Source organism: Arthrobacter pascens (assembly GCF_030816475.1).
GTDB lineage: Bacteria > Actinomycetota > Actinomycetes > Actinomycetales > Micrococcaceae > Arthrobacter > Arthrobacter pascens_B.
Window position 1 is genome coordinate 1,896,466 of the sequence record NZ_JAUSXF010000001.1, and the last position, 16,045, is coordinate 1,912,510.

The 16,045-nt window shown below is 64.9% G+C and carries 10 protein-coding genes; 5 read left to right on the plus strand and 5 right to left on the minus strand.

Annotated elements, in window-relative coordinates; all coding sequences use genetic code 11:
- Nucleotides 1-10 precede the first annotated feature (10 nt).
- From QFZ40_RS08720 to QFZ40_RS08740, 5 genes are read right to left on the minus strand one after another with little or no spacing between them, the layout of a single operon-like run.
- Nucleotides 11-925, minus strand: coding sequence for a hypothetical protein (locus QFZ40_RS08720; protein WP_306903893.1), 915 nt, complete (start codon nucleotides 923-925; stop codon nucleotides 11-13).
- A 35-nt stretch (nucleotides 926-960) separates the two neighbouring features.
- Nucleotides 961-4,104, minus strand: coding sequence for an efflux RND transporter permease subunit (locus QFZ40_RS08725; protein ID WP_306903894.1), 3,144 nt, complete (start codon nucleotides 4,102-4,104; stop codon nucleotides 961-963).
- A 1-nt stretch (nucleotide 4,105) separates the two neighbouring features.
- Complete coding sequence (locus tag QFZ40_RS08730) at nucleotides 4,106-4,558, minus strand: hypothetical protein (protein WP_306903895.1); 453 nt, start codon at nucleotides 4,556-4,558, stop codon at nucleotides 4,106-4,108.
- Nucleotides 4,555-7,725, minus strand: a complete 3,171-nt coding sequence (locus QFZ40_RS08735; RefSeq protein ID WP_306903896.1) for an efflux RND transporter permease subunit — start codon at nucleotides 7,723-7,725, stop codon at nucleotides 4,555-4,557. The genes QFZ40_RS08730 and QFZ40_RS08735 overlap by 4 nt, the downstream gene beginning before the upstream one ends.
- Entirely contained in the window at nucleotides 7,725-7,925 is a 201-nt protein-coding gene (locus tag QFZ40_RS08740; RefSeq protein WP_306903897.1) for a hypothetical protein, read from the minus strand. Before QFZ40_RS08740 ends, QFZ40_RS08735 begins: the two co-directional genes overlap by 1 nt.
- A 533-nt stretch (nucleotides 7,926-8,458) precedes the next feature.
- Here QFZ40_RS08740 and leuS point away from each other — a divergent pair.
- The 5 genes from leuS to holA all read left to right on the plus strand — a co-directional run bounded on the left by leuS (nucleotide 8,459) and on the right by holA (nucleotide 15,979).
- Nucleotides 8,459-10,990, plus strand: coding sequence for a leucine--tRNA ligase (gene leuS / locus QFZ40_RS08745; protein WP_306903898.1), 2,532 nt, complete (start codon nucleotides 8,459-8,461; stop codon nucleotides 10,988-10,990).
- Between the two features lie 55 nt (nucleotides 10,991-11,045).
- Nucleotides 11,046-12,059, plus strand: a complete 1,014-nt coding sequence (locus QFZ40_RS08750) for a DegV family protein (protein ID WP_306903899.1) — start codon at nucleotides 11,046-11,048, stop codon at nucleotides 12,057-12,059.
- 183 nt (nucleotides 12,060-12,242) lie between these two features.
- Nucleotides 12,243-13,052: a ComEA family DNA-binding protein gene (locus QFZ40_RS08755; protein ID WP_306903900.1), complete on the plus strand. Its 810-nt coding sequence runs from the start codon at nucleotides 12,243-12,245 to the stop codon at nucleotides 13,050-13,052.
- Nucleotides 13,053-13,094: 42 nt separating this feature from the next.
- Nucleotides 13,095-15,029 (plus strand): ComEC/Rec2 family competence protein, encoded by a 1,935-nt coding sequence (locus QFZ40_RS08760; RefSeq protein ID WP_306903902.1) that lies wholly within the window; start codon nucleotides 13,095-13,097, stop codon nucleotides 15,027-15,029.
- Complete coding sequence (gene holA / locus QFZ40_RS08765) at nucleotides 14,954-15,979, plus strand: DNA polymerase III subunit delta (RefSeq protein ID WP_306903903.1); 1,026 nt, start codon at nucleotides 14,954-14,956, stop codon at nucleotides 15,977-15,979. Before QFZ40_RS08760 ends, holA begins: the two co-directional genes overlap by 76 nt.
- The last annotated feature ends 66 nt before the right edge of the window (nucleotides 15,980-16,045 follow it).

Consider the following 16,045-nt stretch of genomic DNA (forward strand, 5'->3'; position numbering starts at 1 on the left):
GGGTGGGCCGTCATGAGGCCGGGGCGGCTCCTTCAACTTCGGCTTTCGGCGTCTTTGCATAGACATTTCTGCTGACCGTGTAGCCACGCTCGTCCTGCTCCAGGGCCTGGCGGTTGACCTCGCTCAGTTGAGAAGCGCTAAGCTTCCTGATCTTAACGAGGTCCATGAACTCCTGCTCCTCACCGCCGACGGCCGTGACCTTTACCAGGCCCGTGCCTGCCGAGTAGAACTTGCGCTGGTGCCCCGCCTCCGGGGGCTCAAGGGGGTTGAACTCGTCGATGACCAGGACATCGTTGTAGCAGCCTGTGGGAACGCAGAGGTGCTGGTGCTGCTGGAACACGTCGCCACAGTCCAGGAAGTCGACCTTGGGGGCGTAGGCCTGGACGTAGGCGGCTGTGCCGGTCCGCGGGTTGGCCTTCATGGCGATGCCGGCCTGGGCTTTGGCGAGGCCGCTGATGAAGGTGCTCGGCGCTCCGACGAACTCACCGCCCTCGTACTCCTCGGGGTACTCGCCGAACAGCCATACCGCGCCCTGACGGGTCTGCGCGAAGAAGGCCAGCTCGGATTCAACCAACTCGCCGTCATCGTAGTCGCGGTCCCACATCACCCGGGTCTGAACGCCATCGATCAGTTTGGTAAGGCCGGTGACCGTGTGGATGACTGAGTGCGCATGCACGCCGTCAGCGGAGGTGACGGTGCCGGTCGTGGTGAACTGCATGCCGGGCGTGAGCGGGAACCACTGGTTGTCGATCCGCGGTGCGGCCTGGAAGTCAGAGCGGATAAAATTGATCGCCGACCCGGGCCCGCACAGTTCCGGCGGCGCCGGCGCTGCAGTAGCCGTTGCTGCCGACGCCGCAGTGAGCGTCGCCAGCACCAGTATGAAGGCCGAGCCGCATGCCGTGAGCCGATGTGCTCGTTTAGTCATTTTCTTGCCTCTCATCATCGCTGGGGTTGATACGTCTACAGGGCACCGGCAGGTTGCGGCCGACGGCGTCCACGTTCACGGGCCGGGCCCCGCTTGGCGAAGCGCAGGTAGAGCGACGGGACAACGAACAGGTTAAGCAGGGTGGAGGTGACAAGGCCGCCCAGAATGACGACTGCCATAGGGTGTTCAATTTCATGGCCAGGGACATTGCCCATGACCACCAGGGGCACCAAGGCCAGCCCGGTCGCCAGCGTGGTCATGAGGATCGGCGAAAGCCGCTCCGCCGCGCCGCGCAGTACCAGGGCGCGGCCGAAGGTCTCATTCTCGTTCCTTTCCAGGTGCTGGCAGTGGTTGATGAGCAGGATGCCGTTGCGCGCGGCGATCCCCATCACCGTGAGAAAGCCCACAACCGAGCCCAAGGACAGGATCCCGCCGGAAATGAAGGCAGCGAAGACCCCGCCAACCAGTGCTATCGGCAACGTCAGCAGCGACAGTATGGCGAGCCGCCAGCTCCGGAAGGATGCCTGGAGCAGCAGGAGAATCAGGATGAGGGCAGCGGCGGCGAAAATCATCAGCCGATTGGTTGCGGCCTCACGTTCGGTGTATTCGCCGAGCAGCTGCACGCTGTAGCCGGCTGGCAGCTCCAGGCTGTGCAGCCGCGTCTGCAGCTCGCCGACGACCTCTCCGAGATCTGCACCCTTGGCCAGGAAAGATCCGACTTCAACGCGGCGGGATCCATTGGTCCGGTCGATCTGGTTCGGTACCGCCTGTAGGGTCACGGCTGCGACATCGGCGAGGCGGACTCGCTGGCCGCTGGGTGTATCGATCGGTAAGTCCTCGATGTTGGTGACGCTGGCACGGGTTGCCGGAGTGCTCCACACCTGGACGTCGTAGGCGCGGCCGTCCCGGAAGACGTCGCCGACCTCCTCCCCGGCCACAAGGGTGGCGGCGGCGCGTCTTACATCGCCCGGTTTCAGCCCGTATTTCTGCGCCTCGGCGAGGTTGACAGTGACGGAAATCTGCGGGACCTCGACCTCAAGTGAGACATGGGGGGCGTCGGTTCCGTGGATGTCGGACAGAATGCCCTTCACCCTTTGGGCCTGTTCCCGGAGAACGTTGAGATCGTCCCCGTAAACGCGGACCAGGATGGGTTCGGAAGCGCCGGTCAGGACCTCTTCGATCCGCTCCTTCAGATACGTCTGGACGTCGCGGTGTAGGCCCGGGTAGCCGTCTACAACTTCCTGGACAGCGGAAAGTGTCTCGTCATAGTTCGCGTGGCGGTCGATGCTGATCCAGTGTTCGCCGGCGTTGACACCGACGATCTCGTCAGCAGCGAACGCCTGCCCGATATGCGTGCCGCAGTTCAGGACGCCGGGCACCTGGAGGAACTCCTCGCAGCCGCGCTGAGAGATCCGGTATTCCTCCGCCGCCGAGGTTCCCGGCTGGGAGATCCAGTGCATGAGGAAGTCCCTTTCCTTGAAGGTGGGGAACAGGGACTGGCCCAGCAGGGGAGCGATCGCCAGGCCCAAGATCGTGACGACTCCGAACGCGGCATAGCCGTACCGAGGCCGGTTCATGATTCGGGTCAGGACGGCATGGTAGCCGCGTTTGAGCACCCGGACCAAAGGAGGGTCGCGTTCTTCCAATTTCGCCCTGCCCAAAAGGATCAGTGCCAGGGCCGGCGTGACTGTCAGTGCCACCACCATCGAGGCGAGGACTGCCAGTGTGTACGTGACGGCCAGGGGTCGGAAGAAGACGCCGGTCAGGCCGTCCAGGAAGAAGATGGGCACGGCAGCGACCACAATGATCAGGGTCGCGTACACGATGGGGCTCCGCATCTCAAGCGAGGCTTTGAGTACCACCGAAGCCGTGGATTCGTCGCTGCCGCGGGCACGGTGTTGCCGCAGGCGGCGCATGATGTTTTCGACGTCGATGATTGCGTCGTCGACGACGACTCCCACTGCGATGACCAGCCCCGCAAGGACCATCGTGTTGATCGAACTGGCCGTGAAATAGAGGACCAGAGCGGCCGTGAGCAGGGACAGCGGGATCGCGATGAGGCTGATCAGGGCAGTCCGCCATTGGAAGAGGAAAGCGCTGAGGATCAGAACGACGAGCAGACAGCCAAGCAGCAGAGCGAGGCTAAGGTTGGAGATCGACTCTTCGACAAAGCTCGCCGGGCGGAAGATGGTGGTGTCGAAGTCGATTCCGCTCAGGCCAGGTTGCAGCTCATGGAGGGCCTCCTCAACGCCCTTGGTCACGTCCAGGGTGTTGCCCCAGGGCAGTTTTTCGACGATCAGCATGAGCCCATGCCCATTGTTGATGACGGCATCACCAATGAGCGGCTGATGGTCCTCCACGACTTGTGCTACATCGCCGAGGTGGAGTGCCACACCGTCCTTTTCCCGAATGGTCACCTGGGCCAGGTCAGCGGGAGTCTGGATCGGCTGGACGTGCCTGACCCCCATTCGTTGGTTAGGGCTGTCGATGAAGCCGCCGGTGCCGATGAACCGTCCGGGCGAATACTTCAGCAGGCCTGCGTCGAGGGCACCAGCGGTAACTTCCATGACTTCGTTGAGGGAGACATTTTGGGCCTTGAGCTTGTCAGGTTCCACCTGGACCTGCAGCATCTGGAGCCGCTCGCCCCAAATGGCCACGTTGGCCACGCCGGGGACCCGGAGCAAGCGGGCACGGATGGTCCAGTAGGACAGCATCGACATCTCAATCAGCGAGTGCTCGGACGATGTCATCCCGATTTTCATCACCCGGCTCGTTGCAGATAGCGGCTGCAGCATGACCGGCGGGGCCGCCCAGGTGGGTAGCGCCGCGGTCACAGACGCCATTCGCTCCGAGACCAGCTGGCGGGCGTTGAGAAGGTCCGTGCCCGGATGGAAGAGAAGCACAATCGAGGACAACTGCGGCACGGATTTCGACCGCAGCTCGTCAAGGCCCGGCATGCCGCCCACGGCGGCCTCGATGGGCACGCTGACAAGCTCTTCGACTTCCTGGGCAGTCAAACCGAGGCACGCGGTTTGGATTTCCACCCGGGGCGGGGCAAATTCGGGAAAGACGTCCACTGATGCGGAACCTAGCTGCAAGGAACCGAGCAGCATCACCACACATGCGAGGGCGACGACGACGGTTCTGAACTTGAGGCTGATCCAGATGATCCAGCGCATTTCACTCGGCCGTATCGAATTCGGCGCCGAAGAGTTCCGCGGCGCCCGTTGTGACCACGGTGGTGCCGGCGGACGGGCCTTCCTTTAGCGTTGCGACGTCGCCGTTGATGCGCTCGACCGTGATGGACTGGCGGACGAAGACCAGGTGTTCGGGGTTGGTGTACACCCAGGTCTTGCCCGCGCTGTCATACAAGACGGCCCCGTAGGCGACGGTCAGCTTCTGGGTTTGCGGATCAGTGGCAGTCGCTTCGGTCTTGAGCCCGAGTCGTTCGACGGCGTGCTCGGTCAGGGTGATCTGGTGAAGGCCCGTTCCCGGCACCTCAGCGAGGACCGCCGGGGCGTCGGGAGGTGCAGCTTCCGGCAGCTGGGCGCATCCTGCAACGAAGAGAGACAGGAGCGCCACGACAATGAGGGCCGCCAGCTTCTTGCCGCGCCGTGATTCGATGGAGTTCATAATGCAACCTGACTTTCAGTCCGTATGGGGGTGCTGTGGCCCGTCCCGGCGCTCAGTACAACCTTCGGCGCGAACCGGAGCAGCACGACGGGTACCACGAACAAGGTGCAAAGGGCCGAGGTCAGCAGCCCGCCCCAGATGATCACGGCGAGCGGCAGGATGATCTCCGTTCCGACAACGCCGCCGAACAGCACGAGGGGCAGCAGGGCCAGGCCCGTCATTGCGGTGGTCATCAAAGTCGGCCCGAGCCTTTCCCTCGCGGCGTGGACTACCAACGCAGGCAACGGCAAGGCGCTACCGCCTTCGGTCCGCAGGGTCCGGACGAGTCCTGCCATCAGCAGGGTGCCGCGGGCGGCGACCCCCAGTACGACGGCGAACGCGACCAAGGGGACCAGGGAGTTGACCGCGCCCGTAGCCTCGGCAACAAGCACGCCGCCTGACAGAGCCAGGATCAGGCCCACGAAGAGGGGAGCCGCGAGCCGCCAGCTTCCGGACGCGGTCTGCAGCAGCACCAGGATCCCGGCCGCGGCGATTGCCGCGAGCAGCCAGAGCCACTGGACATGGCTTTGCTGCTGCCCGTACTGGGTTAGGACCTCGGCATGGTACGAGATTGGGAACTGCATCTGTTGCAGGTTTGCGTCGATGTCACGCTGGATGTCGCTCAGCGGGCGGCCCTGGATCTCAGCCTTCACATCGATGCGGCGCGAAGTGTCATCGTGCAGGATCACGGACTCGTTCCCGACCATGTTGACCTGTGCGACATCACCGAGGCGGACGTGCCCGCCGCTGGGGGTGTCGATAATCAGGTCACGGACGCTGTCGAGGCTGTTCCGCGTGGATGCGGCACCCTTCACGATGACCGAGAAGACTTTCTGCTGTTCGTAGAGGTTGCCGACTTCGATTCCCTGCAGCAGTGCGGCAGCCGCGCGTCGAACATCGCCGGGAACGATGCCCGCCTTCTGGGCCGAGGCAAGGTCCACCTTGACCTCGGCGATCGGCTGTTCGACGGGGGCGTCAATGCGGGGGTTGACGACGCCTGCCATGTGTTGGAGCATCTCCTGCACATCAGCCGCCTTCCGCCGCAGGACCGCGGTGTCCAGCCCGTAGACCCGGACGGCGAATCCGTTGTCGGCGGCGTCGCGTATTTCGTCAATGCGCTCCTGAGGATAGGTGGAAACCTTGCTGGTCAGGCCCGGGTAGCCGCCAATGACCCGTTCGACGGCGCCGGCAGTCTCGCCGTACGACGCGTCGGGTGCCACCCTGATCCAGAGTTCGCCCGAACTCACGTCGCCGACCTGGTCCGAGGTGATCGCGCGCCCAACGTGGCCTGCCACGTTGCTCACGCCGGGCAGGCTCCGCAGTTCTATGGCGGCCGACTCGGTGATCCGGCCCATTTCCTGTTCCGAAGTGCCGGCAATCGTCTTCCAGTGCACCACCAGGGTATTGTCCGCAAGCACCGGCACTACGGGGTGAGCGGCGGCCAGTTGGGGCACGAGGGCGAGTCCTGCCAGCGCCACAATGGCGGAAGCGGCGAACACCCACCGGATCTTTCCCATGAGGCGGGCCAGGAACCGGCCGTAACCGACCTCCAGCCGCCTCAGCGGCCGGCGTTCCGGCGGCGCGGACGACGGGCCGGGGAGGACGAACGCCAGTGCAGTCGTAGCTGTCAGAGCGACGATCATCGAGACAACAAGGGCAAGAAGGTAGCTCAGGACCAACGGTCCGAAGAGGGCTCCGTTCTCGCCCGCGATGAAGAGCGCAGGCATGGCAGCCAGCGCCATGATCAACAGCGAGTACAGAATTGGTGTGCGGACTGCCTGGAGGGCTTCCGTAATCGGGACGGCGCGCAGTTGCCGGTCCTGCGGCTCACGATCGCGCTTCCTGGCGGCGGCATTGCCTGCCGCGACAATGCCGTTGAGGTCCTCGGCGAGGTCTCCCACGATGACTCCCAAGGCCAGGACCATGCCGGCCAGGACCATTGTGTTCATCCCGCTGCCGCGCATGTACAGCAGAAGGGCGGCCGCCGTCAGAGACAAAGGAATGGTGATGAGGCTGATGAGGGCCGTGCGCCACGATCGGAAGAACCCGCCAAACATGGCAACGATAAGTAGCAGAGTGATGAGCAGTGCGATGCCGAGAGTGCCGACCTCTTCCTCGATGAAGGACGCCTGCCGGTAAACGCTGGTATCAATGGTGACCCCGGGCAGGCCTGGCTCGAGGCTGCGGAGTGCTTCGTCAACACCCCGGGTCACATCCATAGTGTTCGTTTCAGGGAATTTCTCAATCACCAGCAACAGCTCGGCTTCCTTGCTCAGCAGAGCGTCGCCGATCAGTGGTTGGTGGTCGGTCGCCACCGTGGCCACGTCCTTGAGCAGCAGATTGCCGGCGGCCCCCTCAATTGGGACCTGGCCCAGGTCCTCCGGCGTGGTGATCGGCAGGACGTGCTGGACACCGATCCGCTGATGGCCGGTCTCGAAGAAGCCGCCGGTACCCGGCGTGGATGCCTCCAGGTAGCTCAACGGCGAAACCCACACGGAATTGCCGGTCGTCTTGATGATCTCGTCAAGCGTCACGCCCTTGGCCTGAAGCTGCGCCGGATCCACGAGTACCTGGAGTTGCTGGTCGCGCTGGCCCCAGATCGCCACGTTCGCGACGCCGGGTACGGCCAGGAGCCCCGGCTTCATGGTCCACCTGGCCAGTACTGACATGTCGATGGCCGACATATCCTTCGATGTCAGCCGGATCATCATGACCCGGCTGGTCGAGGACAGTGGCTGCATTAGGACAGGGGCCGCAGACACATTGGGCAGTGCGCGCGCCTGGGTTAGCCGTTCGGAAACTAGCTGGCGGGCTCGAAAGAGGTCTGTCCCGGGCTTGAAGACCATCTGGATCGAGGAAAGTCCCGGTACAGACTTGGAACGGATCGCCTCAACCCAGGCCACACCATTCAGCAAATCAGCCTCCATCGGGGATGTGATCAGCTGTTCGACCTCCGCAGCGGATAACCCGAGCGCTTCAGTTTGAATCTCGACTTGTGGAGGGGCGAATTCCGGGAATGCATCGACTGCCATGCTCGGCAAACTTGTGAACCCAAAGCCCAGGATTCCCAGCGCCAGCGCCAGGACCAGCACCCGGAACTGGACAACCCAGCGGAGCATTGCGCTCATCACGGCCGGTACCCCGCGGGTTCCATGGTGCAGAACCCAAGCACCTCGTTCTGGATCTCGCCTTGGCCGGGCACCGACTGAGGCGTGATGCCCACAGCCATGTGTGGAATATTGACCATGCCGAAGGCGATGCGTCGGGCCGCCAAGGCAGGAACTAAGATGCGGAATTGCAGACTGAAACGGGCAACCCAGCCAAACATGACTAGAACCCTGCCGCGTTATTGGAAGGCGTGGAAAAGCGCCATTCCATTTTCGCGCGCTGATTCCCGGAAAGTCCATGCCAAACGTACATTTCAGGCCCCTTCGAACCTGAGACCGTTCGCTGATCCCCACAGACTTTTGCTAATACAATGGACCGATTTCACGTCTTTTGCAATAGCCCGAAGAGGTTATCTAAAAACTTTGGATTAGTGGCTTATAGCAACGATTTTGTTTGAAGGAAAAGGGGCCTGTGGCAATGGAATAGTTCTGCCAGTCCGGGTGGTCCTCATGGCTCGCTTCCCGCAGCTCGGCACGCCGGGGTGCAGGAGGCGCGCGTGCGCTAAAGTAGTCCTATGCGTGCGATCCTTCTGCTTAGCTAGCCGCCCGGCGTCCGGACACCATCGGATTCCGCGCGGCTGCCCCTCCATGGAGAGGGGCTTTTGTGTGTCCGGGCCTTTTAATGCGGCCGGCAGTAGGGGGATCAGACCATCGTGGCAGCACAGATGCCATCAGAGAACAGAAGAGGGCAGCAGTGAGCGTTCAGCCGGAGACAGAGACCGGAACATCAGCACCGGCAGCGGAAGGCCCTGAGGAGGGTACTTACAGTTTCGCCGCGATGGAGGCCAAGTGGCCACAGGTATGGGAAGACCTCAAGGTCTTCACCCCCGTTGATGACGGGTCCCGCGAGCGGCGGTACGTGCTGGACATGTTCCCGTATCCCTCGGGCGATCTCCACATGGGCCATGCCGAGGCTTTTGCGATGGGCGATGTAGTGGCGCGGTACCTGCGGCAGCAGGGCTTCGATGTCCTGCATCCGATCGGTTGGGACTCCTTCGGCCTGCCGGCGGAGAACGCTGCCATCAAGCGCAACGCCCACCCGAGTGAGTGGACCTACGCCAATATCGACACGCAGGCCGCGTCGTTCAAGCGGTACGCGATCTCCGCTGACTGGTCGCGGCGGCTGCACACCTCGGATCCGGAGTACTACCGCTGGACCCAGTGGCTGTTCAAGCGCTTCTATGAGCGTGGGCTGGCCTACCGCAAGGATTCGCCAGTCAACTGGTGCCCCAAGGACCAGACCGTGCTGGCCAACGAACAGGTGGTCAACGGTGCCTGTGAGCGGTGCGGTACCGCCGTCACCAAGAAGTCGCTGAACCAGTGGTATTTCAAGATCACGGAATATGCCGACAGGCTGCTCGATGACATGGACGAGCTGCGGGGTCACTGGCCCGAGCGTGTCCTGGCGATGCAGAGGAACTGGATCGGGCGCTCCGAGGGTGCCCACGTGAACTTTGTGATTGAGGCCGACGGCGGCAAGCCCGCCAAGGATGTCACCGTCTTCACTACCCGCCCCGACACCCTGTACGGCGCGACCTTCTTCGTCGTCGCCGCTGACGCTCCGCTCGCCGTCGAACTGGTCACTGGCGAGTACGCGCAGGCCCTGGAGGCCTACCGCGAGCAGGTCAAGGCGTTGACGGAGATCGAACGTCAGTCCACTGAGCGCGAGAAGACCGGTGTCTTCACCGGCCGTTACGCCATCAATCCCCTGAACGGCGAGAAGCTGCCGGTCTGGGCAGCTGACTACGTCCTGGCGGACTATGGCACCGGCGCGATCATGGCCGTGCCTGCGCACGACCAGCGTGACCTTGACTTCGCGAAAGCATTCGGCCTGCCCGTCCGCGCCGTCCTGGACACCGGCGAGGAGGACCCGTCGGTGTCCGGCAAGGCGACAGCGGGGGAGGGCACCCTGATCAACTCGGGCGTCCTCGACGGCCTGCCCAAGGCTGAAGCCATCCCGGCTGCCATTGGCATCCTGGAAAAGCACGGTACAGGCGAGAAGTTCGTCAACTTCCGGTTGCGGGACTGGCTGCTGAGCCGCCAGCGGTTCTGGGGAACGCCCATCCCCATCATCCATTGCCCCGTCTGCGGTGAAGTTCCCGTCCCGGACGAGCAGCTGCCCGTCACGCTCCCGGCGGACCTCCGCGGCGAAGACCTCTCCCCGAAGGGGACCTCGCCGCTGGCCGCGGCCGAGGCGTGGGTCAATGTTGAATGCCCCAACTGCCACGGACCGGCCAAACGCGACACTGACACCATGGACACGTTCGTGGATTCGTCCTGGTACTTCCTGCGGTTTGTCTCTCCCCAGTACACAGAGGGTCCCTTCGACCCGGAGAAGATCAACGACTGGATGCCGGTGGGCCAGTATGTCGGCGGTGTCGAGCACGCCATCCTGCATCTGCTATACGCGCGGTTCTTCACCAAGGTCATTCACGACCTCGGCATGATCGAGGCCGACGAGCCGTTCAGCGCCCTGCTGAACCAGGGCCAGGTCCTCAATGGGGGCAAGGCCATGAGCAAGTCCCTTGGCAACGGCGTGGACCTTGGCGAACAGCTGGACAAGTACGGTGTGGATGCCGTGCGTCTGACGATGATCTTCGCCTCCCCGCCGGAGGACGACGTCGACTGGGCCGACGTTTCACCGTCGGGCTCAGCGAAGTTCCTGGCCCGGGCCTGGCGGCTGGCGCAGGATGTGACCAGCGACCCCGGCGTCGACCCAGCCACCGGGGACCGTGCGTTGCGGTCCGTCACGCACCGCACCATTGCCGACGCCGCTGCCCTGCTGGACAGCAACAAGTTCAACGTGGTCGTGGCCAAGCTGATGGAGCTGGTCAATGCGACCCGCAAGACCATCGATGCAGCGGGCGGCGCCAGTGGCTCGGACCCGGCGGTGCGCGAAGCTGCGGAGGCCGTTGCGGTCATCCTGAGCCTCTTCGCGCCGTACACTGCGGAGGACATGTGGAACGTCCTGGGCCATCCCGCCTCTGTCGCTAATGCGGGCTGGCCTGCCCACGACGAATCCCTGCTGGTCCAGGACACGGTCACCGCCGTCGTTCAGGTGCAGGGCAAAGTCAGGGACCGCCTGGAGGTCTCACCTGGCATCAGCGAGGAGGAGCTTCGTGAGCTTGCTCTGGGCTCCGAGAACGTCGAACGGGCACTCGACGGCCGCGGCATCCGCACGGTGATCGTACGCGTGCCTAAACTGGTGAACATCGTCCCGGCTTAGCCGGTTCCGGCCGCCGGGCCTTTCCGGCGGCCGGCCATGACTCCAGGAGGCACACTTGGCCGACCGCGATGCCCCTGCATGGCTCTGGCTTCGCGACCGCCTCGCTGCCTTTCGTCCGTCGACGAGGCCCGGCGCGCCTTCGCCGGTTGTCCGCGCCGCCGTCGTAACAGACTCCGCAGCCGCGTTGCCGGCCGAGTGGGTGGCGGCATTCTCGGCGGATGGCCGGCTGGCCGTGATCCCCATGCCCGTGATGGTGGGGGAGGAAATCTATGGCGAGGGTGAGGATGACATCACCCAGACCATTGCCCTGGCCTTGGCGGCCGGCACATCCGTCAGGACCTCCCGGCCATCGCCGGGCCAGTTTGAGCAGGCGTTCCTGGCCGCTGAGCGCCGCGGCTACCAAGCCGTGGTGTCCATTCACATCTCCGGCGGGCTGTCCGGGACCGCTGACGCGGCGAGGCTCGCTGCCGGCAGGGTGGGCATCCCCGTCGAGGTCATCGATTCCGGGACGGTGGGAATGGCCCAGGGTATGGGGGTGCAGGCCGCCGTCGTGGCGGCCGCTACCGGCCTGGACGCTGCCGCCGTCCGGACCGTCGCGGAGGAACAACTGGCACGGACGAAGGTGTACTTCTATGTCCCCAGTCTTGAACAACTGCGCCGCGGCGGAAGAATCGGGGCCGCTGCATCCCTGCTCGGAACCATGTTCGCGATCAAGCCGATCCTGGCAGTCGACGGCGGAAAGATCGTGCCGCTTGAAAAGGTCCGTTCGGCAGCCAGGGCGGTAGCCCGGCTGGAGGAGATAGCGGCCTCCGACGCCGCCTCCCGGCCGGACGGCCAGGCCCGCCTTGCGGTACATCACTTCGGCAATCCTGCAGAAGCGGAAGGGCTCGCAGGGAGGTTGGCCGCTGCATTGCCCCGCTGCCCTCGGGCCCAGATCAGTTCGTTGCCGGCCGTTCTCGCCGCACATGCCGGACTTGGTGTGCTGGCCGTGATCGTGGGCGAGAGCGGCATCGTGGGGGAGAGCGGCGCTCCGGCCGGGGCGGCGGACGTGCCGGGGCTTTCCACATAGCGGTTGCCTACCCTGCCGCCCGGGGCGCTGCCTGCCTAGCGTGGAGATATGCCACGCCCGGACGCTGGACCAGCAGCACGCCACGGGCCGCGTCATGCCAGGGACCGCCTCCAGGCCACGCTGGGGGAAGGCGTTCAAAGACCACTTCTTTCTGACCCTGGATGGGAAGCGTTCCGGGGCGACATGGGTGACCGCGTCCGGGGCGGCGAAGGGCGCGACGGGAAGGATCCCGCGGACGGCGACCCCGGACTGCCGCTTCACGGCGAAGGGCGGGTCGGGCCGGCACTGAGATGGCGTCTTGGCCGACGGGTAGCAGTGCTCATAGGCATCGTTGCTATCGCGGCAGGAGCGTGGTTCTGGTGGGAGGTCTCCACAGGCCTCGCGGAAGTGGTTCCGCTCAGCGATGTCACGACGTCCGGCGTCCCGTCCGGGGAAGGCCGTGCGGCCGACTCCAGCGTCGAGGCAGGAAAGCAGTCCGGTGGAGTGGGGCAGATAGATCCTGGGCCGTCCGAGGGGCCGTCGGGTGCGGCGGGCGCCATTGTCGTCCATGTTGCAGGTGCAGTGGCCAGGCCGGGGGTTGTGCAGTTGCCTTCGGGGAGCCGGGTGCACGAGGCCGTGGCCGCGGCGGGAGGGAGCATACCGGGGGCGGATCTGGATCGCCTCAACCTTGCAGCTGTGCTGGCGGACGGCCAGAAAATCTATGTTCCAGAGCCCGGTGAACCGCTACCGGCCGATTCGGCTGGCTCCGCAACGGGCGCTTCCGGAGGCAACGGCCCCGGTGGCTCCGCCGCAGCTTCAGGTGCCAAGACGAATCTCAACACCGCCGGTGTGGAAGAACTTGATGCCCTGCCCAAGGTGGGTCCGGTCCTGGCTCAGCGCATTGTGGACTGGCGGAAGGAGCACGGCCCGTTCAAAACGGTGGAAGAGCTTGATGCAGTGGATGGCGTCGGGCCGAAGATGCTCGAAACGCTGCTGCCCCTGGTGGGTGTCTGAGATGCCGACCGCGGCGGGGCAGAAGCCAGTGCGGACGCAAGTATGACCGGACGCAGCCCTTGGAGCCGCTTCGTGGAGTCAGCGGTCCGGCAGCAGGACGCCTTCGGTACCGGGGATGAGGGATTTCACGCTGCCCCGCCGGGCGATCCGGGCCGCCGCGGCCCGGTGATTCAGGCTGGTGCGCTGGTCCGCGAACGTTTCGGGAAGACCCTGCGCGCCCGGGAGCCCAAGGCAGCCCAGGCTCCTGGACCGCGGCGCCGGACGGATTTGAGGCTGGCATTTCCGGCGTTGCTTGTCTGGGGCGCAGCCATTGCCGGAGTATGGCTGGCGCCGGCGGCGCTGGTCGTGTCGAGCTGTATTCTGACCCTCGTTGCCGCCCTGCTGCTGGCAAAGTGCTCCCGTGGCCGGCGAAGCCTGCTGATGACCATCGCCGTTTCTTTGATGATGGCCGTTGCTGCCGCTGCACATTCTGCCGTCTCATCATCCCAGCGTCACGATGGCCCGCTCGCGGAGGCCGTCTCCTCAAAAATGTCAGTTGTCGCCATCCTGGAAATTGCCGGATCCCCCCGGTCCCTCTCGCCAGCCGGCCAGGCAGGCATGCCGGAGCGTTGGTCCGTGACGGCCACCGCTGTGGAGGTCATTGCCGGAGGAAACGTCATCCATGCCAGCGCGGCCCTGGTGGTAATGGGCGGGGATGACTGGGGAAAGCTGGTGCCCGGGCAGGTGGTGCGGACCACGGGCAAGCTGAAGCCCCCGGATGCGGGGCAGACCGAAGCCGGGGTTCTGTCGGCGTCGGCCCCTGTCACCGTTGCCGCCGGCGACACCTGGCAGGCTGGTGCCAAGGAGGTTCGCGGCAGCTATGTCGCCGCTTCATCCTTTCTGTCCCCTGACGCCCGGGGCCTGCTGCCGGGCATGGTCACCGGAGACACCAGCGCCCTGGATGAAGGATTGAATGCTGCCATGAAAACTGTCGGGATGACACACCTGACAGCGGTGAGCGGGGCCAACTGCAGCCTTGTGCTCGGCGCCCTGCTGTTGGGTGCCCGCAGCCTGCGGCTGCCCAGGCTGCCGGCAGCGGGGCTGGCACTGGGCGGCCTGGCGCTGTTTGTGCTGATGGTGGGGCCGGATGCCAGCGTGCTGCGTGCTGCCCTGATGGGGTCGATTGCCGTTGCGTCGCTGGCCGGCGGCCGCTCCGGCCGAGGCCTCAGCTTCCTTTGCCTGGCGGTGATCGGCCTGCTCCTGTTTGACCCCGGCCTGGGGACCAGCTTCGGGTTCCTGCTGTCGGTGCTGGCAACCCTGGGAATCATTGTCCTGGGCCGAAGGTTGGTCGATCGGGCGCCGCCCATTATTCCACGCTGGCTTGCGGCCGCTATCGCCGTCCCGTTGTCTGCCCAGCTGCTGTGCGGCCCGGTCATTGTGCTCCTGCAGCCGCAATTTTCCACATACTCCCTGTTGGCGAATGTGGTGGCCTCACCCCTGGTTGCGCCTGTGACGCTGCTGGGCACTGCGGCCGTGCCGCTGGTGGTCCCTGCGCCGTGGGCCGCCGCGGCGCTGATCGCTGTGGCCGGCACCTTCAGTGCAGGTGTAGCCTGCACCGCCAGGTTCAGCGCAGCCCTCCCGGGGGCTTCGCTGCCATGGACTGAGGGGACCTTCGGATTTCTGACAATGGCGCTGTTGTCAGCGGTAACTGTGATTCTCGTCCGGCTGGCACTGCGGCCACGCCATGTCCTCGGGCTGGCCAGGGGGCTGCACCACCGGCTTGAGGAATTCCTTATGCTTGTTGAACAGCACATACCGGGATACCGGGATGCACACCCGCCACGCGGCTGGCATGGCTTTGTGTCACGGGTTGGCCGTGGCAGGCTTGGATACCGCACCAACATTTCCAGGAGGAATGCAGAATGGCCGCTGCGCCACCTACGCGAAACCGGACGGCTGCGTCCGACACTGCCAACACGGCCACCTGGCGGGACGTAGCCCCCGCGGGAGTTGTCCTGGTCAGCGGACCCGAGGAATACCTCGGTATCAGGGCCATGGACCGTATCCGGTCACAAGTGCGTGCCGCTTCCCCGGATGTGGAACTCACCCGCCTCAATGCCGGCAGCTACGAGGCCGGAGCACTCGCCATGAATATCAGCCCCTCCCTGTTCGGCGAGAGCAAGCTGATCGAGGTCGAAGGGCTTGAAGGCATGAATGACGCCTTCCTCGCCGATGCCCTCGCCTACCTGCAACGCCCGGAGCCCGACGCGGTCCTGGTCCTCCGCCACGCCGGTGGCGTCCGCGGCAAAAAGCTCCTCGACGTGGTCAAGGCCGGCGGCTGGCCCGTGGTGGATTGCCAGCCACTGAAAAAGGACGCAGACAAGACCGCCTTCGTCGCTGCCGAGTTCCGGGCTGCCGGTCGGAGGATCAGTTCCGAGGCAGTGCAGTCGCTGGTCAACGCCGTCGGCGCCAACCTGTCAGAACTTGCGGCAGCCTGCAGCCAGCTGATTGCGGATGCAAGCGGAGCCGTGACGCCGGAGATCGTGGACAGCTACTACGGTGGCCGGATTGAAGCGACGGCGTTCAAGGTTGCGGATGCAGCGATGGCGGGAAACGGACCGGCCGCGCTCTCCATGCTTCGCCACGCCCTGGCCACAGGCGCCGATCCAGTTCCGCTCGTCGCAGCGCTGGCAGCAAAACTCCGGACGGTGGCCAAGGTGGCCGGTGCCAAGGGATCCCCTGCCCAGATTGCCAGGGAACTGGGAATGCAGCCCTGGCTCGTGGAGCAGGCCCAGCGCGATGTTCGCCGCTGGACGCCGGAGGGACTGGTCCGCTCCATCCAGGCCACCGCCGAAGCTGATGCCCAGGTCAAAGGCCTCTCACGGGACCCCGTCTACGCCGTGGAGCATGCCGTAACGGTCATTGCGATGTCCGCCGGCCGGCACTGACTCCCGCCGGATATCCGGGCCCTGGCCTTCCCTGATGTGTGGCCGGCTTAAAGATGTGTGGCCGGC